Source organism: Glycomyces sp. NRRL B-16210, from assembly GCF_000719515.1.
GTDB lineage: Bacteria > Actinomycetota > Actinomycetes > Mycobacteriales > Micromonosporaceae > Glycomyces.
This window is the reverse complement of record NZ_JOGR01000006.1, coordinates 126304-150875: the sequence shown is the minus strand read 5'-3', so window position 1 is coordinate 150875 and position 24572 is coordinate 126304. Positions and strand designations below refer to the sequence as shown.

Below are 24572 nucleotides of genomic sequence, written 5' to 3'. Positions count from 1 at the left end.
GCCGAGTTACAGGCTGCGGTGGGGGGCCTTCGGCGGGCGGTCGCCCTTGATGGAGGCCACCATGTCGAGGACCTCGCGGGTCGCGGCCACGTCGTGGGCGCGGAAGACCCTCGCGCCGTTCCAGGCCGAGACCGCCGTCGCCGCCAGCGTGCCGTTCAGGCGCCGGTCCACCGGCAGGTCGAGGGTCTCCCCCACGAAGTCCTTGCGGGACAAGGCGACCAGGACCGGCCAGCCGGTCGCCGTGAGCTCGTCGAGGCGGCGGGTCAGGTCGAGTGAGTGGAACGTGGTCTTCCCGAAGTCGTGGGTCGGGTCGATGAGGATCCCGTCGGCGCGCACCCCCGCCGCCACCGCCGCCTCGGCGCGCTCGGCGAGCTCGGCCCGCACCTCGGCCACCACGTCCCCGTAGACGGCCCGCTCGGCGACCGTGCGCGGCTCCAGGCCGCCGGTGTGCGAGACCACAAGCCCCGCGCCGGTGTCGGCGGCGACCTCGATCACCGCCGGGTCCCACCCGGCCCACGTGTCGTTGATGAGCTCGGCCCCGGCCGCGACCGCCTCCCGGGCGACCGCCCCACGCCACGTGTCCACCGAGACCACCAGGTGCGGATGCTTGTCGTGGACGGCGGCGATGAACGGCACCACCCGGTCGATCTCCTCGGCCACCGACACCTCCGGGCCGTCGCCGGCCTTCACCCCGCCGACGTCCACGATGTCGGCGCCGGCGGCGACCGCGTTGTCCACGGCCGCGACCGCCGCCTCGAACGCGAAGGTCGCCCCCGAATCGAAGAAGGAATCGGGCGTGCGGTTGACGATCGCCATCACCGCGAAGTCGCCCGCCTCGAACACCCGTCGGCCCAGTTTCAACGCTCGCATCCGTCTATGCTGACAGCCGCAACAGCCACCCGCCAGCCGCACCGCCACCCGCGATGCGAAACCGAAGGAGCACCCGATGCCCCGGTTCGACCGGTCGCACACCGACGACCTCGCCGCCTTCATCCAGGCCTCCCCCACGCCCCACCACGCGTGCGCCGAAGCGGGGCGCCTGCTCGAAGCGGCCGGGTTCCGGCGACTGGACGAGACCGACGCATGGCCGACCGGGCCCGGCGGCCACTACGCGGTGCGCGACGGCTCGATCATCGCCTGGCGCCAGCGTGCCGACTTCGACGCGTTCCGGATCTTCGGCGCCCACACCGACACCCCCACCTTCAAGGTCAAACCCAACCCCGACACCGGCTCGGCCGGCTGGAAGCAGATCGCCGTCGAGGTCTACGGCGGCGTGCCCCACCAGACCTGGCTCGACCGCGACCTCTCCGTGGCCGGCCGCCTGGTCATGCGCGACGGCACCGAAGTGCTCGTGCACGTCGACCGGCCGCTGCTGCGCATCCCGCGCCTGGCCATCCACCTCGACCGCGGCGTCAACGAGGGCCAGAAGCTCAACGCCCAGTCCCAACTCACCCCGATCTGGGGCCTGGGCCAGCCGCGCGAAGGCGAGTTCCTGGAGTTCATCGCCGCCGAAGCGGGCGTCGACGCCGACGACGTGCTCGGACACGACCTGTTCGCCGCCGCCCTCGACGAGCCCGCCTACCTCGGCAAGGACGAGGAGCTGTTCGCCGCCTGGCGCCTCGACAACCTCACCAGCACCCACGCCGGCGTCGCCGCCCTCATCGCCGCCGAGGACACCGGGACCCGCGTCCCCGTCCTCGCCGCCTTCAACTACGAGGAGGTCGGCTCGATGACCTACTCGGGCGCGCAGAGCCCCTTCCTCGAATCGGTGCTGCGCAGAATCGTCGGCGACGAGGCCGAACGGTACGAGCGCGTGATCGCGGCCTCGGCCATGATGTCCTCCGACACCGGCAACGCCGTCCACCCCAACTACCCCGAGAAGCACGAGCCCGGCCACCGCCCGATCCCCGACGGCGGCCCCATGATCAAGGTCAGCGCCAACCAGCGCTACGCGAGCGGCGCCGAAGAGCAGGCCCTGTTCCGGCGCTCGGCCGAAGCCGCCGGAATCCCGTGGCAGACCTACGTGAACCGCAACGACATCCCCGGCGGGACCACCATCGGCCCCATCTCCGGGACGCAACTGGGCATCCTCACCGTCGACGTCGGACTGCCGATCCTGTCGATGCACTCGGCGCGGGAACTGTGCGGCGCCGAAGACCCCGGCCGCCTCGCCGACCTCGCGCTCGGCCTGTTCACCCACTGATGGCGACCCTGCTGCACCTGGACGCCTCGGCCGAACCGGAGGACTCGCGCTCGCGGGCCCTCACCGCGGCCCTCGCCTCGGCGTTCGCCCCCGGCAACACGGTCGTCCACCGCGACCTCCACACCGACCCGCCGCCGCACCTGCCGCACCCGGGCCTGCACTGGGCCCCGCCGCTGCGGACCGGCGGCGCGCCCGGACCCGCCGCGGAGGCGACGCAGCGGCGGCTCATCGGCGAACTGCTCGACGCGGACGCACTGGTCGTGGGGTACCCGCTCTACAACTACTCGCTGCCCTCGCCCCTCAAGGCCTGGATCGACCACGTGCACGTGCCCGGCCTCACCGCGCCCTCGCCGATCTCGGGGTCCCCGCTCGCGGGCCGCCCCGCGGTCCTGGTCACCACCCGCGGCGGCGACTACGGGCCCGGCGCGCCCAACGCGGGCCGCGACCACGCGACCCCCGTCCTCGAACTGATCCTCGGCGAAGAGATGGGCATGGACGTCACCGTCGTCGGCGTCGGCATGACGCTCGCCGGACGCGAATCGCCCGAACGGGCCCGCAGCGAAGCCGAACACGAGGAGGCGCTGCGGCACCTGCGAGAACTGGGCTCGCGCCTCGGTCGGACACCCGAGTGACGCACGGTGCTCGTGTGGCTAATTCACGTTGGGGCGCAGCGGTTTCGGGCCCCGCTCCGGTGACGGTGCCGCGACGCACGCACCGGTAAGGTTGGGAGCGGCCCCGGGCCGCGACGCCCGCGAGCCGTGACGTGGTCCAGACCCCCAGGAGGCGGCATTGACTTGGCGGACCGAACTGGAGCGAGTCGCCGCGCGGCTGCGCGAGGCCGCCGGGGCCGCTGACCGGGCCGAACGCCTGCTCACCGAGTCCGCCGCCGAACTGGCCGCCGACGACACCGAACGGCGCCGCCTCGACCTGGCCGAGCGCCTGCGCGCCGCCGCCGCGAGCGCGGCGACCGGATGGCTCGGCGACGACCTCGCCGCGATCGGGGCGGACACGCCACCGTGGACGCGGGAGCCGGCCACCGCGGCGATCCGCATCGGCACCGCCGAGATCGAGGACGCCCCCGCCTTCCCCGCGCTCGCCGGACTCCTCGGCAAGGGCCACCTCGTGTGCGACGGCGACGGCGCCGACCCGCGCGTGGCCGGGATGCTCCAGTCGCTCCTGCTGCGCGCCACCGCCGCCTACCCGAACCTCGAACTGAGCCTGGTCGACGGCGTGACCCTCGGCCAGGTCTTCGCTCCCGCGACGGCACTGGTCGACGCCGGGATCGCCGCGCCGGTCGCCACCGACCACCTCGCCCTCGGGCGCACCCTCACCGCCGCCGAGAAGCGGCTCACCGAACTGCGCGACATCGCCGCCCGCGGCCAGTCGATCGCCGACCGGCCCTACCACCTCATCGTCATCGCCGGGCTCCCTCCCGAGATCGGCAAGTCCACGCGCGAACGCCTCGCGGCCCTCGCCCACGCCGGGCCCGCCGCCCGCTGCCACCTGGTGCTGTGCGGCTGGAAGCAGCTCCCGCACCGCGAGCAGCTGCCCGCGATCGAGCACGCCCTGTACCTGACGGTGAGCGGCCAGGAGCCGCGGCTCGGAAACCTCCCGCTGCCGGTCCGGCTGGACGCGCCGCCGCCCCCGGCCCTCGCCCGGGCCGTCTTCGGCTCCCGCGCGCAGCAGCGCCGCGAGGCCGGGGAGCTCTCGGTCGCCGACCTCGTGCCCGCCGAGCTGTGGGCCGAGTCCAGCCGCGACGGACTGACCACCGTCATCGGCCGCGACCAGGCCGGAAGCGCCACCGGCGGCGAAGTCGAGGTCTCCTTCGACGACGCCACCCCGCACTGGCTCATCGGCGGGCGCACCGGCGGCGGCAAGACCGTGTTCCTCCTCGACGTGCTCTACGGCCTCGCCACCCGCTACTCCCCCGACGAATTGGAGCTGTACCTCCTCGACTTCAAGGAGGGCGTCTCGTTCACCGAGTTCACCCCCTCCGGGCTCGACCCCTCCTGGATCCCGCACGTCAGGGCCGTCGGCGTCGAGTCCGACCGCGAATACGGCGTCGCCGTCCTCGGGGCGCTGCGCGCCGAACTGAGCCGCCGGGCCGGACTCATGAAGCGCGCCGGGGCGACCCGGCTGGCGCGGCTGCGCGAACTGCGGCCCGAAGTGCGCCTGCCGCGCATCGTCGCGGTCGTCGACGAGTTCCACGTGCTCTTCGCCGGCAACGACCGCCTCGCGGGCGAGGCGGTAGCCCACCTCGAAGAACTCGCCCGCAAGGGCCGCTCCTACGGCGTGCACCTCGTCCTCGCCAGCCAGACCATCTCCGGCATCGAGGCCCTGTACTCCAAGAAGGACTCGATCTTCGGTCAGTTCCCGCTGCGCGTGGCGCTCCCGGGCGCCAAACACCTCCTCGACGAGGGCAACGACGCCGCCGACGGCATCGGCGTCGGGCAGGCCGTGCTCAACGACGCCGGAGGCATCAAGGGCCGCAACCGGACCTGCCGCTTCCCCGACGCCTCGAGCGCCGAGGACCTGCTCGCCGACCTGCGACACCGGCTGTGGGGCCGGCGCGGCTCCGACGAGGAGCCGGTGGTCTTCCGCGGCTTCGACGAGCAGCACCTCGAAGACGACCCGAGCTTCGCCCGGCTCGGGCCCACCCACGCGCCCCGGGCGCTGCTGGGCCGGGCCGTGGACGTGCGGATGTCCACCGTCGGCTACCAGTTCGACCGCTCCCCCGGCCGCCACCTCGCCGTCGTCGGCACCTCGGTCGTGGCCGCCGACGTGCTCGCCGCCGCGACCGCCTCGCTGGGCAGGCAGCACGAACCCGGCAGCGTCGAGTTCCACGTGGCCGCCACCGCCGCGGGCGTGGAAGACCTCGCCGCCGCCGTCATCGAAGGACTCAAGGCCGACGGGCACGACTGCCGCGAACTCGAACCCGGCTCGATCCTCGCCGGCCCGCGCGAGAAGCCGACGTACCTGGTGTGGTTCGGCGCCGACGGCGCCGACGGCCAGCCCGCGACGCTGCGGCGGATGCTGCTGCACGGCCCGGCCGACGGGGTGCACCTGCTCGGCTGGTGGCGCGGCGCGCGGCGGTTCCTCGACGACATCGGCGGCTCCTCCGGGCGCGAGCACTGCGCCGGCGTCGTGGCGCTCAACATCGCCGCCAACGACCTCGCCGCCATCACCGGCGGCTACGAGCGGTCCTGGGAGGCGCGCGCGAACCGCTGCCTGGTCATCGACCGGCACGCCGGGACCGAGACCCTCACCGTGCCCTACGTGCAGCCCGGACGCCTCGACGAGGCCGAGCACCACTACGGCACGCAGGCCTCGCCCCGAGACCCCCGCGACGATCCCCGAGCCGAAGGAGGGGCGGGCCGATGAGCCTGAGCGCCTATGAGGACCTCGTGCACGAACTGGCGCGCCTCGACGCCGACTCGGCCGCGAGCAACGCCCAGGCAACCAAGCGGCTGTCGCGGCGGCACGAGGCACTCAGCGCCCTCCGCTCCGATCTGGACGAGCAGACCGGGTCCCTCGCCGAACTGTGCGCCGCGCTGCGCCACACCGCGCCCGACCTCACGCCCGAGCCCGGCGAGGGCGAGGAGGTGGACGCGGTGCTCTCGCGGGCCCGTGTGGCCCTGCGGGAGGCCGAGTCGGCGCGGATCGCGACGGTGCGGGCGGCCCAGCGGCCGACCATGCTGCCGAAGGCGCACCACGTCCTGCGCGAACTGCTCCTGTACGGCGCGTGCATGGCCGCCTGCTTCGGCGCCCAGATGCTCTACCTGGCGGTCACCGGCGGCGGCGAGTCCACCTGGTGGGTCATGTTCCTGCCGCCGGTGGCGGCCGCTCTCGTCGGGTACATGCTGGTGGGAGCCGCGAACAAGCCCCGGCTGCCGCTCCTGGACCGCAACGGGAAGCCCGTCAAGACGGTCGTCCCCCACAACCCGCGTCTGGGAGTGACCCTCGCGGTCTGCACAATGGCGCTGTTCGCCTATTTCGCGTTCTTCGCCTAGGACTGCTTGGAGGGACCCCGTGGGTTTCGTGCTGCCGATCGCCGTCGCCGCCATCGGCGTCTGGATCGCCTTCTCGATCGTCGTGTGGGCCACCGGCCGCGACACGCTGCTCGACCTCTCTCCGACCGGGGCCCCTCCCGGCCTCGGCGAGGGGGAGCCGGTGAGCGAGGCCGCGATCGCGTCGGTCAAGTTCGACACCGGGCTGCGCGGCTACCGCACCGGCCAGGTCGACGCCGCCCTCACCCGCCTCGCCTGGGAGATCGGCCGCAAGGACGAGCAGATCGCGGTGCTCCAGTCCAAACTCGACGGCACCTATGCCGAGCCCGCCTCACCGGTCGAGGATCGCGAAGCGCCCGCGACCGAGCCGATCGCGGCGCCTTCGGACGAGGACGCGACCATTGGCGAGACCACTCCCGAGGCCCTTCTCGAGACCGATCCCGAAGCGGCCGGGAGTGAGGCAGAGCGCGAGGAATCAGGTGAGGCGACGCCGCGCGGCGAGGCGTGATGGGATAAGCCCATGCGTTATTGGCTGCTGGTGTTGAACGACGACGAATTCACTGAGCAACAGGCCTACGAGGTCGAGGCGGTGGAGCCGGCCGCGGCCCTGCCCGAGAGCGCCGAGGACGGCGACGAGGTGGCCCTGGCCGGGGCCGAGGGCGTCTTCGCGCTCGGCGAGGTCGACGGCGGGGCCGTCGCCTACCGCCGCCGCCTGCAGGAGCCGGTCAAGACCGCCGGGACGGCGCGCGCCGATGGTCAGGACGGCGCCGAGGAGGAGGCCGCGGGCTGGATCGCGCTCCTGCCGGACGCGTGGGAGGACCTGATCCGGACCCTGCCGGCGCCCGAGCGCCGCAGCGACTGGCTCGTGACGCTCTCGATGCCGATCGAGGCGGTCGACAAGGCCGAGGCGGTGCGCCAGTTCTGGTCCTACATCAGGTCGCTGGGTCCTAAGGAGTTGCCGACATTCGTCTCCCCGTACGGACGCGAACTTGAGGGCACTTCGTTCCTTTTGGGAGTCGAGCACGAGCAGGACCCGGAGGAGTAGTCAGCGTCCGTCACTCGCGTTGAAGACAAATCACGCAAGTCACAAAAGCCCTTTTTGGTCGTTTTCTCCGCAACTTTGTCACATACCCGGAGGGGCGAGTTGGCCTTCGCCCACGTCATCGGGGAAACTTGATCTAGAACGTCGAGTCGCAACCTGCGACCCTGGATCGAGGGGAGACCAAAATGGCGGCCATGAAACCGCGGACTGGCGACGGCCCACTTGAGGTGACGCAGGAGGGCCGCGGCATCATCATGCGAGTTCCGCTCGAAGGCGGTGGGCGACTGGTCGTGGAGATGACTCCGGAAGAAGCCGAAACGCTCAACAAAGAGCTCCAGGGCGCGCTGGAGTAGACCCTCCTCAGTCAAGCCACCCCACGGCGGTCACCCCCACTGCCGAATTGACCTGGGAGTTCGCCTCGGGCCCGGCCCGAGGCGAACTCTCCTTCGCATCCCCGGGCCCTTCGTGCTGCCCCGGACCGGCCTGGACCGCCCTGGACCGTGCGGCACCCGACGGAATCGCGGGGCACGTGAAGGGGCGGCGAAACCGGCATAGACTCATCGAATGACATCCGGCACCCAGCCGCCCCAGGCAGATCCGGGCAACCAGCAACCGCAGCGGCCGCAGTGGCACGCGCCCGTGACGGCGCCGACCCACGTCCAGCCCACCGGCGCCCAGTGGTGGAACCCCGCCGCGGGCACCGACCCCTGGCGCGACCCGGCCAGCCACGCGGTCATCGAGACGCGCCCGGCCCCGCTCGTGCCGCCGGTCGAACCGCTCCCGGCGCCTCCCCCGGCCCCGGGCCGGGTCGGCCTCGGACTCGTCGTCGCCGTCTCGGCGATCACCTCACTCATCGCCGGGACCCTCGGCGCGGCCGTCGGGATCTGGGCCACCCGCTCCGACTCGGTCGGCGGCCTCGTCTCCGGCGCGCAGCCGCAGAACGAACGGGCCGTCGAATCGGTCGCCGGGGTCGTCGAGCAGATCATGCCCTCGGTGGTCACCGTCCTCACCCCCAACGGCGGCAACGGATCGGGCTTCATCGTCTCCGACGACGGCTACATCATGACCAACCACCACGTGGTCGTCGGCGGCGGCAGCGTGCCCGCCGAGAGCCTCCAGGTGCTGTTCAGCGACGGCGACGTGACCACCGCCGAGGTGATCGGCTCCGACGCCGACTCGGACGTGGCCGTGCTCCGGATCGAGGGCGACGACCACCCCGCGATGGTCCTCGCCGACTCCGACATGGTCGCCGTGGGCGACCCGGTGCTCGCCGTCGGCGCCCCGCTCGGCCTGTCCTCGACGGTGACCGAGGGGATCGTCTCGGCGATCGACCGGCCGGTGCTGACCGAGAACAACCAGGGCGAGGTCGAGTCGGTCATGGCCGCGATCCAGACCGACGCGGCCATCAACCCCGGCAACTCCGGCGGACCGCTCACCGACATCGCCGGGCAGGTCATCGGCATCAACACCGCGATCGCGACCACCGCCGCCGAAGGCGAGGCCGGGAACATCGGCATCGGCTTCGCGATCCCGATCAACCAGGCCAAGCGCATCGCCGACGAGATCGTCACGACCGGATCGGCCACGCACACCGTGCTCGGCGCCGAACTCGGCGACTCGGGACTCGGCATCGGCGTCACGCTCAGCCGGATCGTCCCCGGCTCCCCCGCCGACGACGCCGGGCTGGAGGACGGCGACGTCCTGACCGGCTTCAACGGCAAGACCGTCACCCAGAACACCGAGCTGATCGCGCTCATCCGCAAGCTCGCCCCGGGCACGGTCGTCACCGTGGTCTACGAACGCGATGGCGAGGAGCACAGTGCCCAGGTCACGCTGGCAGCCGCCGCGGACTGACGTGGGAGTACGCTAGGCGGAGGTTTTTCAGGTATCAGCGGTCACAAGCGGGCATTAGGAGGGTCAGCGTGTTCGGAGGCTTGGGTGGAACCGAGTTCCTGGTCATCATCCTCATCGCGCTCTTCCTGTGGGGTCCCGACAAGCTGCCCAAGGCGCTCGCGAACCTGCGCAAGTTCATCTCCAAGGCCCGGAACATGGCCTCGAACGCCGCCGCCGACCTCAGCCGCGAGATCGGCACCGACATCAAGCCCGAGGACCTGAACCCGAAGACCTTCGTCCGCAAGCACATCCTGTCCGAGGAGGACCAGGAGCTGCTGACGAGCCCGCTCAAGTCGACCATGCGCGACCTCCAGGACACCGCCAAACCGCTCCAGGACGGCCTCACCGACGCCACCCGCGACATCGAGAGCACCCGCCGCAGCGTCAACCGCGGCTCCCTCACGAGCGGGGCGAACGGCTCCAACGGAGCGAACGGCTCGAACGGGGCCAACGGCTCGGGGAAGCCCGCCTCCGACGAGGAGCAGCCGCCGGACCGGACCCGCGGCCGCAGCGCCAGCTTCGACGACGTGACCTGAGCGAGGCCCGCGCGTCGGACCCCTGTGCCACACTGCCTGGATGATCGGCAAATGGCACGGAACCATCATCGACTGCCCCGACCCGTCGGCGCTCGCCGACTTCTACCAGGAACTGCTCGGCATGATCCGGGTCCAGGAAGAGGACGACTGGATCGTCATCGGCGACGCCGCCGACCGGCCCGGCGTGGCCTTCCAGAGGGTCGCCGACTACCGGGCGCCGACCTGGCCCGACCAGGAGGCCCCGCAGCAGATGCACTTCGACGTGCGCGTCGAGGACTTCGAGACGGCCGAGGCGGCGGTGCTCGCGCTCGGCGCGAGGCGCCTGGAGGGCGGCGGCGAGGCCTTCCGCGTCTACGCCGACCCCGCCGGGCACCCGTTCTGCCTCGTCCTGTTCTGAACCCGGGAACGCGAAAGCGGCGCGGGCCGGAGCCCGCGCCGCTTCAGATGCCGCGTTGACGCGTCACACGGTCAGAAGCCGCTGGTGCCGGCCGACATCGAGGCGACACCACTGATCCAGAGGATGATCCACAGGGCGAACCAGCTGCACACGATGATGCCGAGGACCAGGCCGGCGACGGCCATGCCCTTGCCGCCGCCTTGGCCGGTGTTCGCCTTCTTCAGGCCGACGCCGCCCATGATCGCGGCGAGGATGCCGCAGATGAAGTTGACGTAGGGGACGCAGAAGAGCGCCGCCGCGATGATGCCGAGCACCATCGACGCGACGGCCAGCCCCTTGGGCGGCTGCGGTGCGTAGGGACCCGGGGCGCCGTACGGCGGCGGGTAGCCGGGGGCGGCCGGGGGAAGCTGCGGGGCCGCGCCGTAGGCGGGCGGCTGCGAGGAGGGCTGGCCGTAGCCGGGCTGCTGCGGCTGGGGGCTGCCGCCCGGGATCGGGGGCTGGGATCCGGGCTGGCTGCCGTACGGGTCGTACTGGAAGCCGCCCTGTCCGGACTGGTCCGGGTTCGGAGGATAAGTCATCTACGCTTGCTCTCTGCTCGGGCGGAATCGGCGTAAGGACGTTCACGATAGCCGACTCGTGCCAACGGAATGTGACGAGGCCGGTTCGCAAATGCCGCGTATTGCGCGGGTAATCGAACATTCTGAATACGGCCTCTGAGGATGATGAGTGCGGGCTCGCGGGCCGCGCCGAGGTCGGCGCGCGGATCGCGGTCGTAGACGACCACGTCCCCGAGGTCGTCGGGGAGGCCGAGCCATTCGCGGGCCCTCCATGAGGCCGCCGCGACCACTTCGGAGGCGGGGATGCCGGCCTTCTCGTGGAGCAGCCGCATCTCCTCGGCGGCCAGACCGTGGTCGATCCCGCCGCCCGCGTCGGTGCCGAGGTAGACGTGCACGCCTGCGTCCCAGGCGGCGCGCACGACCTCGGGGAAGCCCGCTTTGAGGCGCCGCATGTGGTCGGCGTAGCGGGGGAACTTCGCGTCGGCGCCGGCCGCGATGTCCTCGAAGGTCTCGATGTTGATCATGGTGGGCACCAGGGCGATGCCGCGCTCGGCCATGCGGTCGAGGAGGTCGGGGGCGAGGCCGGTGCCGTGCTCGATCGAGTCGGCCCCCGCTTCCACGACGCAGGCGACGGCCTCCTCGGAGAAGGTGTGGACGGCGACCTTCGCGCCCTCGGCCTGGGCGGCGTGGATGGCGGCGGTGAGGACCTCGGGTTCGAAGGAGGGAGCGAGGTCGCCGCGGTCGCGGTCGATCCAGTCGCCCACGAGCTTCACCCAGCCGTCCCCGAGCTTCGCCTGGCGCGCCAGCGCGCCCGCGGCCTCCTCGGGTGAGCATTCGAGGCCGATGCCGCGCAGATAGCGCCTGGAGGCGGCGACGTGGTGTCCGGCGCGGATGAGGCGCGGGAGGCCGTCCTCGCCGACGAGTTCGGGGTAGGGGTAGGGCGATCCGGCGTCGCGGATGGCGAGGACGCCGGCGTCGCGGTCGGTGCGGGCGAGCGCGCGGGCCTCGTCGAGGCTCTCGATGGGGGCGGCGCCGCGGCGGATGCCGATGTGGCAGTGGGCGTCGACGAGTCCGGGGAGGGCGTAGCCGGAGGTGGCGACGGTGCGGGCGCCGGGGACGGGGTCGAAGGTGAGGCGGTCGCCGTCGACGTAGAGGTCGCGGGCGGTGTCGTCGGGCAGCCAGACGACCCGGAGGTGGAGCGGCGGGTGCGGGTGGAGCGGCTCGTGTGGTGCGAGTGGAGTCATCGCCTCGCAGTATGGCCCGGAAGGGAGGCGTTGTCCAGCGCCAGAGCGGAGATTCGCCGTGCCGGGAGGCGTGAGGCGGATTCGCGGCCGCGAACCGGCGGGAACCGGAGGACCGGGCGTGGGCGGCGAGGGCGGCGAGGGCGGCGAGGGCGGCGAGGGCGGCGAGGGCGGCGAGGGCGGCGAGGGCGGCGAGCGGATCGTGGCGGGCGGTGGGCGGTCCTCCCACCCAGGGTGGGAGTAAAGCGAAAGGGTCGCCGCCACTTTCTCTCTGCGGTCCGACAGGATTGCGCTTTCCCGACCGACTACGTGTCGACGATCACATCGAAATCGCTCTGTTGTGGAGGTACGCCGGCCCGAACCCGTTCCGATTCGTACGGCCCCGGTTCGGGTTGGAACCGGGGCGCCGCGGTCGCCTACTTGTCCTTGTCGGGGTCGTAGCCCTGCTGCTTGAGGAACTGCTCGAGGTCGATGTCGGGCAGGTCCGCCGGGTTGAGGTTCGAGAGGTCGGGCAGCCCGGCCGGGTTGCCGCCCGCCGGCAGTTGCGGCGCGCGCTTGGCGGCGGGGCCGCCCCGGCGAACGGTCTTCTTCTTGTTGACCTTCTTGCCCTTGCGCTTGTTGTAGGGCGACTTGGTGGCCTTGGTGCCGCTGGGCAGGCCCATGGCGCCGGACATCTGGCGCATCATCTTCTGCGCGTCCTTGAACCGCGTCAGGAGCTGGTTGACCTCGGAGACGGTGACGCCGGAGCCGTTGGCGATGCGCAGGCGGCGGGAGCCGTTGATGAGCGCGGAGTCGCGCCGTTCGGCGGGGGTCATCGAGCGGATGATCGCGGTGGTGCGGTCGATCTGCTTGTCGTCGATGGAGTCGATCTGCTGGCGCATCTGGCCCATGCCCGGCATCATCTTGAGCACGTTGCCGATCGGGCCCATCTTGCGGATGGCCTGCATCTGCTCCAGGAAGTCCTCGAGGGTGAAGTCCTCACCCTGGAGGAGCTTCTGGGTCATCTCCTCCTTCTGCTCCTCCTCGAAGACGGCCTCGGCCTGCTCGATGAGGGTGAGCATGTCGCCCATGCCGAGGATGCGCGAGGCCATCCGGTCGGGGTGGAAGACGTCGAAGTCCTCCAGCTTCTCGCCGGTGGACGCGAAGAGGATCGGCTGGCCGGTGACGTGGCGGACCGAGAGCGCGGCGCCGCCGCGGGCGTCGCCGTCGAGCTTGGAGAGGACCACGCCGGTGATGCCGACGCCGTCGCGGAAGGCCTCGGCGGTGTTGACGGCGTCCTGGCCGATCATCGCGTCGATGACGAAGAGGACCTCGTCGGGCTCGACGGCGTCGCGGATGTCGCGGGCCTGGGCCATCATCTCCTCGTCGACGCCGAGGCGGCCGGCGGTGTCGACGATGACGATGTCGTGGCCCTTCTGGCGGGCCTCCTCGATGGAGTCGGTGGCGACCTTGACGGGGTCGCCGACGCCGGAGCCGGGCTCGGGGGCGTAGACGGCCACGCCTGCGCGCTCGGCGAGGACCTGGAGCTGCCCGACCGCGTTGGGGCGCTGGAGGTCGGCGGCGACCAGCAGCGGCGAGTGGCTCTCGCTCCTGAGGTGCTTGGCGAGCTTGCCGGCCAGGGTCGTCTTGCCGGCGCCCTGGAGGCCGGCGAGCATGATGACGGTGGGGGCCTGCTTGGCGTAGTTGAGGCGCCTGGTCTCGCCGCCGAGGATGCCGACCAGTTCCTCGTTGACGACCTTGATGATCTGCTGGGCGGGGTTGAGGGCCTTGGAGACCTCGGCGCCCTTGCACCGTTCCTTGATCTGGGCGATGAAGGTCTTGACCACCGGGAGGGCGACGTCGGCTTCGAGCAGGGCGAGGCGGATCTCGCGGGCGGTGGCGTCGATGTCGGCATCGGTCAGGCGGCCTTTGCCGCGGATCGACTCGAAGATTCCAGACAGTCGATCTGACAGAGCGTCGAACACGGGCGAACCTCTCGGTGGTGAATCGGTGAAGGTGTACCTACGAGCTTAACGGGGTCGCCCGGCGGCAGCGAAAAAGGACGGCCGCCCGGTGATGGGCGGCCGTCCCCAGCGGTGAGGAGAAGATCGGTGCTAGGCGTTGACCGTCTCGGTGTCGCCCGCGGGCACGGGCACGTCCACGCTGGTGTTGCCGTTGACGGGGAGGTCGTAGCCGGCCTCGCCGTGCTGGGCGGCGTCGATGCCGGCGAGTTCCTCTTCCTCGCTGATCCGGACACCGATGGTGAACTTGAGGATCAGGCCGATGATGAGGGCGACGACGAACGAGTAGACGACCACGGCCAGGACCGCGATGGTCTGGTTGAACAGGAACCCGAAGGTGCCGCCGTAGAACAGGCCGTCGGTGCCGGCGATGCCCTCGACCGCGAACAGGCCGACGGCGATGGAGCCCCAGATGCCGGCGACCATGTGCAGGCCGACCACGTCGAGCGAGTCGTCGTAGCCGAGCTTGTGCTTGAGGCCGATGGCGAGCGGGCAGATGATGCCCGCGACGGCGCCGAGCGCGATCGCGCCGAGCGGCTCGACCAGGCCCGCGGCCGGGGTGATGGCGACCAGGCCGGCGATGACGCCGGAGCAGGCGCCGAGCACCGAGGGCTTGATGCCGCGGATGCGGTCGATCAGGAGCCAGCCGAGGATGGCGGCGGCGGTGGCGACCTGGGTGTTGAGCAGGGCCAGGCCGGCGATGCCGTCCGAGGCGAAGGCGGAGCCGGCGTTGAAGCCGAACCAGCCGAACCACAGCAGGCCGGCGCCGATGACGACGAGCGGCAGGTTGTGCGGGGCGAAGTTCCCGTCCTTCCAGCCGATGCGGCGTCCGACGACGAGTGCGAGCGCCAGGGCCGCGGCCCCTGCGTTGGCGTGGACGGCCGCGCCGCCGGCGAAGTCGAGGACGCCGAGCTCGGCGATCCAGCCGTCGCCCCACACCCAGTAGGCGACGGGGGCGTAGACGAGGACGACCCACGCGGTGGCGAAGATGACCCAGGCGCTGAACTTCATGCGGTCGGCCACGGCGCCGGCGATGAGCGCGACGGTGATGATCGCGAACATCATGCCGAAGCCGGACATCGCGGCGGTGGAGACGCCGGCGTCGTCGAAGGTGAGGTCGTTGACGTAGCGCAGGCCGAAGGCCGAGCTGAAGTCCATGCTGAGCAGCGCGTTGCCGTTGCCGTCGCCCACGGCGATGGACTCGCCGACGAGCGTCCAGACGATCGAGACGATGCCGATGGCGACGAGACACTTCATCATCATGTTGATGACGCTCTTGGCCCGGGTCAGACCGCCGTAGAACAGGGCGAGTCCGGGGGTCATGAGCAGGACAAGGGCGGCTGAGGTCAGGATCCACGCATTGTTGCCGGTATCGAGCTCGGGCATGGCCGCCTCCTCTCTCCAGAGATAGGTAAGTACTGAAGGGCTGGGTCTTGAATTCCGGCGTCGAGGGGAGCGTCACTGCTCGGATGGGTGTCACGCGCCGACCGCCGGACCCGGGGGCCCGTCGCCCACCGTTGCGGGTGGGATGCGGCCGGCGCGTGATTCTCCTACCTACCGGAGTGAAGCCAGCTTCACGAAGACGTGTTACGCGGCCCGGGCCTGCGTGTTAAGAAGCTGTCGCGAAAGATTTCGAGCGTGTGAACTCCCGCTCACAGCGGTGCCTATGACCCTCACCACTGAAACGAATGGGACCCATGCGGCTTTTACGCCTTTTGAGACTGTCCTATGCGCCGTTACCTTCTCATGACTCCGCCGTTACGGAATCGTGCCCTGATGTGGTTGCGGGGGCGAAATAGTGATCGCTAACATCACGCGGCGTATCGTCGTACGGGACCACGGCCACACTGTCTCCTGGGAATGGCACGTCTCGAGCGGCCCGTCCCGGGGTCGGCCTGTCCTGGGAACGGCCTGCGACGAAACATAGAAAGAGACCGACTGCGATGGCGCAACCGAAGAAGGCAGCCAGTATCTGGGACGTGGCGCGGCTGGCCGGCGTTTCCCATCAGACCGTCTCCCGGGTAGTGAACGGCTCGCCCCGCGTGGCAGCGGCCACCCGCGACAAGGTCCTCGAGGCCATCGCCGAGCTGGGCTACCGCCCGAACCGGCTGGCGCGCAGCCTCGCCGGCGGGGCCGCCGAGTCGGTCACCGTCCTCACCGCCGACACCTCCCTCTACGGGGCCGAGGCCGCGCTGCGGGGCATCGAGCGGGCCGCGCGCTCGCTCGACTGGAGCGTCCAGATCTCCGTGCTCGACCCCGCCGAGACCCACTCCGACGCCGACATCATCGCCCGGCTCCCCCGCGCCGGCGAGCCGACGATCATCATGGCCCACGACGAGCCCGGCATGCGGGCCAAGCAGACCCTGCTCGACACCCAGCCGCACGCGATGGTCGCGATCGGCTCCTACACCGCCGAGGAGCTGGCCGCCTCCCCGTGGCTGGTCGGCATGGACGACGGCAAGGCCGCCGCCGAGGCGACCCGGTACCTCCTCGCCCTCGGCCACGACACCGTCCACCACGTCGCCATCCCCACCTCCACCGGGACCTTCGGCGGCGGCAGGGCCCACCGCGCCGACGGCTGGGCCCGCGTCCTGCGCGAGGCCGGGCGCGAGGTGCCCAACCTCGTGCCCTCGGGCTGGACCATCGCCGAGGCGTTCAAGGCGGTGCAGCCGCTCGTGGCCGACCCCGAGGTCACCGCGATCCTGTGCGGCAACGACCACCTCGCCCTCGCGACGCTGCGCGCCGCGCACCTGGCCGGGCGCTCGGTCCCCGGCGACCTCTCGATCGTCGGGTTCGACAACACCCCGTTCTCGGCGTTCACCACCCCCGCCCTGACCACCGTGAACCAGGACTTCGAGAGCGTCGGGCGCGGCGCCTTCGAGCTGCTGCGCCACCGCGTCGACGGCTCGATCCCCCGCCCCAAGCCCGGCTGGCCCGAGCCCGAGCTCATCGTCCGCGAGACCTCGGGCCCGCCCCAGGTCCGACCCTGAACCGCGAAAGGCCCCGCCCTTAGGCGCTGTCCTCGAAAGGCCCCCCATGCCCCTCGACACCAACTCCTCCGAGGCCCGGCCGGCCCGCATCCGCGTGGACTTCACCGCGACGGCCGGACCGGTCCTGCACGGCGCGGCCGGCTCGCTCTACGGCGTCTCCGAGGACGGCGTGCCCGGCGACGAACTGCTCGACGCCCTCGACATCACCACCCTCGCGGTGAAGCCCGACGGCGGCGCGCAGCACCCCAACGGCGACGCCTCCCCGGCGGTGGCGGCCCTGCGCCGCAACGGCCCCGGCCTGGCGTTCGTGTACCTCCAGGACCTCTTCGCCGCCTGGCCGTACGAGGACGTGGGCATCGACGTCTACCACGAGCGGCTGTTCGCGGTGGTCCCGCCGATGCTCACCGAGGCCAACGCCGGGCGGCTCGTGTTCGTGCCGTTCAACGAGCCCGACTGGATCTGGTACGCCCTCAGCGAGAACGACCCGTCGAAGTTCGACCGGTTCCTCGCCGACTGGATCACCACCGTCCAGCTCCTGCGCGGGCTCGCCCCCGGCGTGCCGATCGCCGGCCCCAACGAGGCGAAGTACCACCCCGAGTTCCTGCCGCACTTCCTGCGCCGCGCCCGCGACACCGGGACCCTGCCGGAGTGGATGGCCTGGCACGAGCTCTCGCCCGACTCGCTCGCCGAGCACCGCGGGCACCACCGGGCCTACCGGGAGCTGGAGCGGTCCCTGGGGATCGAGCCGCTGCCGGTCAACATCGACGAGTACGGCGGCAACCGGGACCTGTCGGTGCCCGGGCGGCTCGCCCAGTGGGCGGCGGCGTTCGAGGACACCGGGGTCCACGCCGACATGGCGTACTGGACGGCCGCCGGCAGCTACTCGGGGGCCGCGCCGCAGCCGAACATCCCCAACGGCGCGTGGTGGTTCCTCAAGGCGTACTCGGGGATGACCGGCGACCTCGCGCGGGTCACGCCGCCCGAGCCGGACACCGTGGACTCTTTGCAAGGACTCGCGACCGTCGACGCCGATCGCATGGACGCGAGGATCCTCGTGGGCGGGGCGGACGGGGACTTCACGATCGAGGCGGTCGGGCTCGACCCGCGGGTCTGGGGCGAGGTCGCGACCGCGACCGTGCACCGCATCGACTGGTCGGGCTACGAGGGCGCCGCGGGCCCGCCCCTGCCGCTCGCGCAGGTCACCGGGCCTGCGGCGAAGCTGGAGATCCCGGTCGCCGATCCCGACCCGATGGCCGCGTACTGGGTGACCGTGGCGCCGGGCACGGCGAAGGCGATCGAGCCCGCGCCGTGGAAGGGCCGCTGGGAGGCCGAGGCGGCCCGGATCACCTCGGGCACCGTGCACCGCCAGGGGCGCACCGCCGACGGCAACGGCTTCGCCGCCTCGGGCGACTACGACGTGACCGAGCTGAACACCAACGACTCGGCCGTCGAATTCGCCGTCGAGGTCCCCGAGGCGGGCGAGTACGACCTGGCGATCTTCTACGCCCACATGTACGGGCGCGGGCACGAGCCGATCGACCCGCAGCCGGCCGAGCAGGTCCTCACCGTCAACGGCGCCGAGCGCTTCGTGCGGTACCCGACCACGATGAACTGGCAGCACCGGTCGGTCGCCACCGAACCGGTGCGGCTGCGGGCGGGGGCGAACACGATCCGGCTCTCGAAGTCGGGGGCGATCGGCACCGCGAGCGGTGAGGCGACCCTCGACAAGATCGAGCTCACCGAGCGCCGCCCCGACCGCACGGTCTACGAGGGCGCGCTCGCGCGGCCCGTCGAGGGCGGGAGGGTCTTCGACCTGTACGCGGGCGTCGACGGGTACCACCGCATTGAGGGGGCCGCGTCCGCGGTGCTGGCCGGGCCGCAGAACCAGCACGTGCCGGTGGACCTGACGCGCCCGGTGTTCCTCCACCGCGGCGTCAACCGGCTGCGGACCGGGCCCGACGCCGAGCGCCTGACCGTCACGCCCGCGGAGGGCCCCGAACCGGTCGAGGTCCTCGCCCAGGAGGCGACCCGGTCGGGCGGGTCCTGCCTGGTCGTCAACGACTTCGCCGTCGGCGGCCACGTCATCGGCTGGAACGGCCGCGGGGCCGCCGCGAGCATCGCCGTCGAGGCGGCGGGCGGGCCGCACGCGCTGCTCGTCCACTACGCGAACGACGAGCGCGGCAAGTCCCACGAGTACAACATCGACGTCGTCACGCTCCACTGCGACCTGACGGTGAACGGCGCGAAGACCGGCCGCCACCCGATGCGCGGCACCTGGACCTGGAACGACTTCTGGACCTACCCGGTGATCGTGGAGCTGCGGAAGGGCGCGAACACGATCGTCTTCGACAACCCCGACGGCCCCACCGCCGACCTCGAACGGTTCCGCATCGCCCCGCTCAATCCCTGACTGGCACGAAAAACGGGCCCCGCGCCTTTCGGTGCGGGGCCCGTGCGGTGCTCGGGCTAAGCGGCGGCGAGGTCGGTCAGGGCCTCGAACTGGGCGTCGGTGAGCTCGACCTGCAACGCGCCGTAGTTCTCCTCCAGGTGGGCGAGCGAGCTGGTGCCCGGGATCGGGAGGATGTTCGCGGAGCGGCGCAGCAGCCAGGCGAGCGCGGTCTGGGCCGGGGTCGCGCCGACCTCGGCGGCGATCTTGCCGACCGGGCCGTCCGGGCGGGCGTGCTCGCCGGCCGCGATCGGCAGCCACGGGATGAACGCGACGCCCTGCTCGGCGGTGTACTCCAGCACGGCCTCGCTCTGGCGGTTGACCACGTTGTAGAGGTTCTGGACGCTCGCGATCGGGGCGACCGCCTGCGCCTCCTGCAACTGCTCGACGGTGACCTCGGAGAGGCCGATGTGGCGGATCTTGCCCTGCCGCTGGAGGTCGGCGACCGTCTCGATCTGGTCGGCGATCGGGAGGGTCAGGTCGAGGCGGTGGATCTGGTAGAGGTCGATCGCCTCGGTCCTGAGGCGGCGCAGACTCAGCTCGACCTGCTGGCGGATGTAGGCGGGCTGCCCGACGGCCACCCATTCGCCGGCGGCCGGGCGGGTGTTGCCGCCCTTGGTGGCGATGACGAGGCCGTCCTGGTAGGGATGCAGCGCCTCGGCGATGAGGGACTCGTTGTCGCCCAAGGCGTAGGCGTCGGCGGTGTCGATGAAGTCGACGCCGAGCTCGACGGCGCGCCGCAGGACGGCGATGGCGGCGGCGCGGTCCTTCGGCGGCGTGAACATGCCCGGGTCCCCGGTCAGGCGCATGGCGCCGTAACCGAGCCGGTTCACGGTGAGGTCGCCGCCGATGACGATGTCGCTCATGGGAATGCCCTTCTTGCGTCGGCCCGGCGGGATACGGCCGGGTGCTTCGGTCCGGCGGCTCGGCCGCCACCGGTCACAACCGCGCGGCGACCGGGCTTGTTCCCGAGCGGGTGAGATCGGCCCTTTCGCCGCGACACCGAACGCACGACGCCCGTTCGAAAGCGCGGGGATGCGAAGATCGTCGTCATGATCAAAGGGTTCAAAGAGTTCTTGATGCGCGGCAACGTGGTCGAACTGGCCGTCGCGGTGGTCATGGGCGCGGCGATGACCGCGCTGGTGGCGTCGTTCGGCGAGGCGTTCCTCAATCCGCTCATCACACTGGTCACCGGCGGCGGCGAGGTCGGCGGCAGCTTCACCGTCAACGGCGTCGAGTTCCCGTACGGGAACTTCATCAACGGGATCCTGGTGTTCTTCCTGACCTCGGCGGCGGTGTACTTCGTCATCGTGCTGCCGATGAACAAGCTCCGCGACAAGTTCATGTCCTCCGACGAGGAGGCCGAAGTGGTCCGCGAGGAGCAGGTGGTCCTGCTGGAGGAGATCCGGGACCTGCTGCGCGAGCAGCGCCGCGTCTGACGCCCCCGCCCGCTCTCGGCGGCCCGCCGCGCCCCGAGCGCGGCGGGCCGCCCCGTCACCCGGCGTTTCCCCTCCCTACCCGCGGGTATCCGCCGCCGCAGTGGCCTCACCGAGGTATTGCCTGCGGCGCAACCGCGTGGGACGGTGAGGAGTCACTGCCGACCCGACCCGCTAAGGACCTGCCACATGCCGACGTCGATTCCCCTCGGCTCCCCGATCTGGGCCGATTCGAACACCCCCGATCTCGCCGTTGACCTGGACTTCTACACGCGCCTGTTCAACTGGACGACCTTCGACAGCGGTGAGCAGTTCGGGCACTACACCGAGCTGTGCCTGGGCACGACCGTCTCGACGGCCCGCGCTGTCGCCGGGATCGCCGCGAACCCGCACAGCGAACCGGACCGGCCCGCCGGCTGGGGCGTGTCCTTCCACGTCGACGACTGCGTGCAGACCGCCGCCGAGGCCGAGAAGCTCGGCGCGGCCATGGTCAGCACCCCGATGCGCATCGGCGACGACCTGGTCTACGCGGCGATGCGCGACCCCGACGGCGGCGCGTTCGGCCTGTTCGAGCCGTTGAACGACCACGTGGGCTTCACCGCCAGGGACGAGCCGGGCGCGATCATCTGGTTCGAGTACGTCTACGACGGCGCGCCCGTGGAGGCCATGCAGTTCTACTCCGAGCTGCTGAACTGGACGCTCAAGGTCCCCGACACGGACGAGCCGGCGCACGACGCGCCCTACGTGGGCCTGTGGACGCACCACCCGGGCCTGCTGCCCGGCGGCGCGTTCGAGTTCGGCGGCGCGCGCATGGCGCTCGGCCCGGAACTGGAGATGCGCCCGCACTGGCTGCCGTGCTTCGGGACCGACGCGGTGGACCTGACGGCCTCGAAGGCGGTCGACCTCGGCGCCTCGATGGTGGTCGCGCCCGTGAACGACCCGGGCGGGCGCATGGCCGTCCTGGCCTCGCCGACCGGGGCGCACTTCTCGCTCATGGCCTCCCGGGACTGATTCGCCGTGAAGCCCTGCGACCGCGCCGGACCCGTGCGACGGTGGGCGGGTACCTCTGTGCGAAGGAGCTGCGCGCCATGACCTCGATCCCGACGGGGGCGCCGATCTGGTCGGACTCCCTGACCTCGGCCCTGGAGGCCGACACCCGGTACTACGAGCGGCTGTTCGGCTGGGTGTCCGCCGACGCGGGCGAGGAGCTGGGCCACTACACGACCTTCGGCATCGACGACGGCTCCCCCGCGCCGGGCAGGCCGGTCATGGGCATCGCGCCGTGCCCGCCGGGGATCGCGCCCTCGCGGACCTGGAACCTCCACTTCAAGGTCGAGAACTGCGACGCGGCGGCCGAGAAGGCCGTGGCGCTCGGGGCCGCGCTCAACGCCGAGCCGCAGGGCGTGGGCGGCAGGTTCCGGTTCGCGATGCTCACCGACCCGAACGGCGCGTCGTTCGGCCTGGTCCAGGCGCTCGCCCAGGACACGGGCTTCGGCGCGTACGGCGAGCCGAACAGCGTCGCGTGGGCGGAGTACCACTACGACGGGGTGCCGCAGGAGGCCATGCGGTTCTACGCGGCGCTGCTGGACTGGGACGTGGTGACGCCCCCTTGGGAGGACGCGGCGAACCCGAAGCCGTACGCGGCGCTGAGCCCGGCCGGGACCGAGCGCGAGTTCGGCGGCTGCCACGCGGCCGAGGGCTTCGAGCTGAACCTGCCGCCGCAGTGGAGCGTGATGGTCGCGGTCGAGGACGCCGACGAGACCTGCGAGCGGTCGGCGGAACTGGGAGGGTCGGTCGCGGCCCCGCCGATGGACGTGCCGGGCCTGCGGGTGGCGGGCGTGGCCGCGCCGAGCGGGACCATGGTGGGCATCATGGCCAACCGCGCCTGGGAGTGAACGAAGCTTGGTGCCCGCCGCGTGCGCTGCGGGCCCGCAATGCGTCAACCAGTCTCAGGGGGCGCGCTGCTTCGACGCCGCGAGCTTTGAGCCCGCAGCGCCGCACCGAACCGCTGGGACGGTCAGGTCGTCGGGACGCCGATTCTGAGGCGGTTGCCGTCCGGGTCGCGCAGTTCCACCTCGCGCGTGCCCCATTCGGTGTCGGCCGCCTCCCGCCCGAACTCGGCCGCGATCGCGTCGACGTCTCGCAGCCGCAGGTAGACCACGCCGTCCGGGTGGGCGTCGCCCTCGTGCTCGGAGAGGAAGAGCCGCACTCCGCCGCGGGCCACCTCGACGAACAGCGGGAACCCCGGTTCGAACCGGTGCTCCCACTGCTTGAGGAAGCCCAGCCGCTCGTACCAGGGCAGGGCCGCGGTCGCGTCCGCGACGCGGAGGATCGGAATCGCCTGTTCGTCCATCGCTCCATGGTCGCATCGGGGTCCGACAGCGCCGCCGGATCGGGCGGGAGGCCCGAGGGGCGAGGGGCCGCCCCGGCGGCAGGGCGGCCCCTCGTTCTTGCGAATTTCGCTGAGCGGATCAGCAGTCGCGGGCGGCGACCGCCTGGTCCGGGTAGTCGCTGAAGACCGCGTCCACGCCGAGGTCGTAGAACAGCCGGTACTCGGCCTCGAAATCGCCCCAGGCCGCCTCGTCGGTGCCGATGCGCAGGTCGGCGGGCAGGAACGCGTTCTCGTTGCGGAAGGTCCACACGTGGACGTCCAGGCCGCGGGCGTGCGCGCGCTCGACCACGTCGGTCGGCTCCAGGAGGCTCCCGTCCGCGGCGCGCGGGAAGATCCGGTTCTTGTTGAGGCTCACCGTGTCCAGCGTCGCGGCGTACTCGTCGAGCTCGGCGTCCGGGATCTCGCCCTGGCCGTCGATGTTGAGGCCGATCCGGTTGTCGACGCGCTCGGCGATGTTGAGCAGGCTCTGGTACTCGAAGGACTGAACCCACACCGGCGAGCGCTTGCGGTCGAGGCCCCGCTCCTCCAGCAGGTCGGCCAGCGCGTCCTCGATGCTCGTGCCCTGGTCCTCGTAATAGGACGGGTGCTTCATCTCGGGGTAGGTGATCACCTTGCCGCGCAGGGTGTCGACGTAGTCGAGGATCTCGTCGTAGGTGACGAGCTGGAACTGCCCGTCGTAGGCGGCGCTCTGGGGGCGCAGCTGCGGCAGGCGCTCCTTGGCGCGGAGGGTCTTGAGTTCGGCGAGGGTGAAGTCGTCGGCGAAGAAGCCGGTGACGGGGGTGCCGTCGATGAGCTTGGTGGCCTTGCGGTCGGCGAACTCGGGGTGGTCGGCGACGTCGGTGGTCTCGTCGAGGACCGGTTCGTGGCGGGCGAGGAGCTCGCCGTCTGCGGTGAGCACGAGGTCGGGTTCGATGACGTCGGCGCCGAGTTCGACTGCGAGCGCGTAGGCCTCCAGTGTGTGCTCGGGGAGGTGGCCGCTGGCGCCGCGGTGGGCGATGACGATCGGTTCGGCGTGGCGGCCGCGGTGCTCGTGGTGGTGGTCCTCGTGGTGGCTCGGCCCGGCGGCGGCCGGGGCGGCGAGGAGGCCGATGAGGGTTCCGGCGGCGGCGAGCACGGTCACCGCGTACGCGGTCGCGCCGCGCAGGAGTGCGCCCTTGCTGGTCATGAGGGTCCTCTTCCTGTCGGGGGGGACGGGTGCCCTCAGCCAACCGGGCGCGCCCGTATTCGGGCGGGACCGCGGTTGAACGGCGCTTGAAAGGTGCCTGAAGAAATATGGTGCACTCCGGGCGGATCGGACGATCGTCGGCGAGGGTCCGGTCCGGCGGCGGGCGCGCTCGGGGGTCTACTTGGGAGTTTCGGTGCCGTCGGGGAACACGGCTGCGCTGGCGGCTTCGGGGCCTTGAGCGGGCGCCCCGGAGCCGAACCGGCTTCG

Annotated in this window: 23 protein-coding genes and 1 pseudogene; 16 read left to right on the top strand and 8 right to left on the bottom strand. The window is 71.6% G+C overall.

The window, feature by feature from the left end; all coding sequences use genetic code 11:
- Window positions 1-6: 6 nt before the first annotated feature.
- On the bottom strand, window positions 7-870 hold the full coding sequence (gene folP, locus IF12_RS25580; protein WP_133884209.1) for a dihydropteroate synthase: 864 nt from the start codon (window positions 868-870) through the stop codon (window positions 7-9).
- 76 nt (window positions 871-946) lie between these two features.
- Between folP and IF12_RS0109585 the strand changes: the two genes are divergently transcribed.
- From IF12_RS0109585 to IF12_RS0109540, 10 genes are all read left to right on the top strand, one after another.
- On the top strand, window positions 947-2203 hold the full coding sequence (locus tag IF12_RS0109585) for a M18 family aminopeptidase (RefSeq protein ID WP_030157381.1): 1257 nt from the start codon (window positions 947-949) through the stop codon (window positions 2201-2203).
- On the top strand, window positions 2203-2835 hold the full coding sequence (locus IF12_RS0109580) for an FMN-dependent NADH-azoreductase (protein WP_030157378.1): 633 nt from the start codon (window positions 2203-2205) through the stop codon (window positions 2833-2835). The genes IF12_RS0109585 and IF12_RS0109580 overlap by 1 nt, the downstream gene beginning before the upstream one ends.
- A 157-nt stretch (window positions 2836-2992) precedes the next feature.
- Window positions 2993-5584, top strand: a complete 2592-nt coding sequence (locus IF12_RS0109575) for an FtsK/SpoIIIE domain-containing protein (RefSeq protein ID WP_051704193.1) — start codon at window positions 2993-2995, stop codon at window positions 5582-5584.
- Window positions 5581-6213 (top strand): hypothetical protein, encoded by a 633-nt coding sequence (locus tag IF12_RS0109570; protein ID WP_030157373.1) that lies wholly within the window; start codon window positions 5581-5583, stop codon window positions 6211-6213. The genes IF12_RS0109575 and IF12_RS0109570 overlap by 4 nt, the downstream gene beginning before the upstream one ends.
- A gap of 19 nt (window positions 6214-6232) precedes the next feature.
- The gene (locus IF12_RS23980) at window positions 6233-6718 is read left to right on the top strand and encodes a DivIVA domain-containing protein (RefSeq protein ID WP_051704192.1); all 486 of its coding nucleotides are present in this window, start codon (window positions 6233-6235) and stop codon (window positions 6716-6718) included.
- A 12-nt stretch (window positions 6719-6730) separates the two neighbouring features.
- Entirely contained in the window at window positions 6731-7255 is a 525-nt protein-coding gene (locus IF12_RS23975; protein WP_051704191.1) for a hypothetical protein, read from the top strand.
- 182 nt (window positions 7256-7437) lie between these two features.
- Window positions 7438-7605, top strand: a complete 168-nt coding sequence (locus IF12_RS24865; protein WP_081913440.1) for a DUF3117 domain-containing protein — start codon at window positions 7438-7440, stop codon at window positions 7603-7605.
- Window positions 7606-7816: 211 nt separating this feature from the next.
- Window positions 7817-9106: a S1C family serine protease gene (locus IF12_RS0109550; protein WP_081913439.1), complete on the top strand. Its 1290-nt coding sequence runs from the start codon at window positions 7817-7819 to the stop codon at window positions 9104-9106.
- 68 nt (window positions 9107-9174) lie between these two features.
- Window positions 9175-9681, top strand: a complete 507-nt coding sequence (locus IF12_RS23970; protein WP_051704189.1) for a twin-arginine translocase TatA/TatE family subunit — start codon at window positions 9175-9177, stop codon at window positions 9679-9681.
- Between the two features lie 40 nt (window positions 9682-9721).
- Window positions 9722-10078: a VOC family protein gene (locus tag IF12_RS0109540; RefSeq protein WP_030157362.1), complete on the top strand. Its 357-nt coding sequence runs from the start codon at window positions 9722-9724 to the stop codon at window positions 10076-10078.
- 71 nt (window positions 10079-10149) lie between these two features.
- Here the strand turns inward: IF12_RS0109540 and IF12_RS0109535 are convergent, their stop codons facing one another.
- Together IF12_RS0109535 and IF12_RS0109530 are read right to left on the bottom strand one after the other, a co-directional pair.
- Entirely contained in the window at window positions 10150-10656 is a 507-nt protein-coding gene (locus IF12_RS0109535) for a DUF4190 domain-containing protein (RefSeq protein ID WP_051704188.1), read from the bottom strand.
- Window positions 10657-10781: 125 nt separating this feature from the next.
- Window positions 10782-11879: pseudogene (locus IF12_RS0109530) on the bottom strand (amidohydrolase family protein); the annotation flags it as partial.
- A gap of 118 nt (window positions 11880-11997) precedes the next feature.
- Here IF12_RS0109530 and IF12_RS26890 point away from each other — a divergent pair.
- Window positions 11998-12120, top strand: coding sequence for a hypothetical protein (locus tag IF12_RS26890; protein ID WP_255343541.1), 123 nt, complete (start codon window positions 11998-12000; stop codon window positions 12118-12120).
- A 172-nt stretch (window positions 12121-12292) separates the two neighbouring features.
- Here IF12_RS26890 and ffh read toward each other — a convergent pair whose 3' ends face one another.
- Both ffh and IF12_RS0109515 read right to left on the bottom strand, forming a co-directional pair.
- Window positions 12293-13840, bottom strand: coding sequence for a signal recognition particle protein (gene ffh / locus IF12_RS0109520; protein WP_051704187.1), 1548 nt, complete (start codon window positions 13838-13840; stop codon window positions 12293-12295).
- A 129-nt stretch (window positions 13841-13969) separates the two neighbouring features.
- Complete coding sequence (locus tag IF12_RS0109515; protein ID WP_133884208.1) at window positions 13970-15262, bottom strand: ammonium transporter; 1293 nt, start codon at window positions 15260-15262, stop codon at window positions 13970-13972.
- A 557-nt stretch (window positions 15263-15819) separates the two neighbouring features.
- Between IF12_RS0109515 and IF12_RS0109510 the strand changes: the two genes are divergently transcribed.
- Together IF12_RS0109510 and IF12_RS0109505 are read left to right on the top strand one after the other, a co-directional pair.
- Complete coding sequence (locus tag IF12_RS0109510) at window positions 15820-16866, top strand: LacI family DNA-binding transcriptional regulator (RefSeq protein WP_030157352.1); 1047 nt, start codon at window positions 15820-15822, stop codon at window positions 16864-16866.
- A 46-nt stretch (window positions 16867-16912) separates the two neighbouring features.
- Window positions 16913-19276 carry a CBM35 domain-containing protein gene (locus IF12_RS0109505; RefSeq protein ID WP_035748740.1) on the top strand — a complete coding sequence of 788 codons (2364 nt, stop codon included), beginning with the start codon at window positions 16913-16915 and terminating at the stop codon, window positions 19274-19276.
- Window positions 19277-19332: 56 nt separating this feature from the next.
- Here IF12_RS0109505 and IF12_RS0109500 read toward each other — a convergent pair whose 3' ends face one another.
- Window positions 19333-20178, bottom strand: coding sequence for an aldo/keto reductase (locus IF12_RS0109500; protein ID WP_051704186.1), 846 nt, complete (start codon window positions 20176-20178; stop codon window positions 19333-19335).
- A 186-nt stretch (window positions 20179-20364) separates the two neighbouring features.
- Between IF12_RS0109500 and mscL the strand changes: the two genes are divergently transcribed.
- From mscL to IF12_RS0109485, 3 genes are all read left to right on the top strand, one after another.
- Window positions 20365-20751 carry a large conductance mechanosensitive channel protein MscL gene (gene mscL, locus IF12_RS0109495; protein WP_030157347.1) on the top strand — a complete coding sequence of 129 codons (387 nt, stop codon included), beginning with the start codon at window positions 20365-20367 and terminating at the stop codon, window positions 20749-20751.
- 186 nt (window positions 20752-20937) lie between these two features.
- On the top strand, window positions 20938-21759 hold the full coding sequence (locus IF12_RS0109490; protein ID WP_030157345.1) for a VOC family protein: 822 nt from the start codon (window positions 20938-20940) through the stop codon (window positions 21757-21759).
- A gap of 77 nt (window positions 21760-21836) precedes the next feature.
- On the top strand, window positions 21837-22643 hold the full coding sequence (locus tag IF12_RS0109485) for a VOC family protein (RefSeq protein WP_030157344.1): 807 nt from the start codon (window positions 21837-21839) through the stop codon (window positions 22641-22643).
- Between the two features lie 122 nt (window positions 22644-22765).
- Here IF12_RS0109485 and IF12_RS0109480 read toward each other — a convergent pair whose 3' ends face one another.
- The gene (locus IF12_RS0109480) at window positions 22766-23101 is read right to left on the bottom strand and encodes a glyoxalase superfamily protein (protein ID WP_030157341.1); all 336 of its coding nucleotides are present in this window, start codon (window positions 23099-23101) and stop codon (window positions 22766-22768) included.
- A 118-nt stretch (window positions 23102-23219) separates the two neighbouring features.
- Window positions 23220-24305 (bottom strand): glycerophosphodiester phosphodiesterase family protein, encoded by a 1086-nt coding sequence (locus IF12_RS0109475; protein WP_051704185.1) that lies wholly within the window; start codon window positions 24303-24305, stop codon window positions 23220-23222.
- Between the last annotated feature and the right edge of the window lie 267 nt (window positions 24306-24572).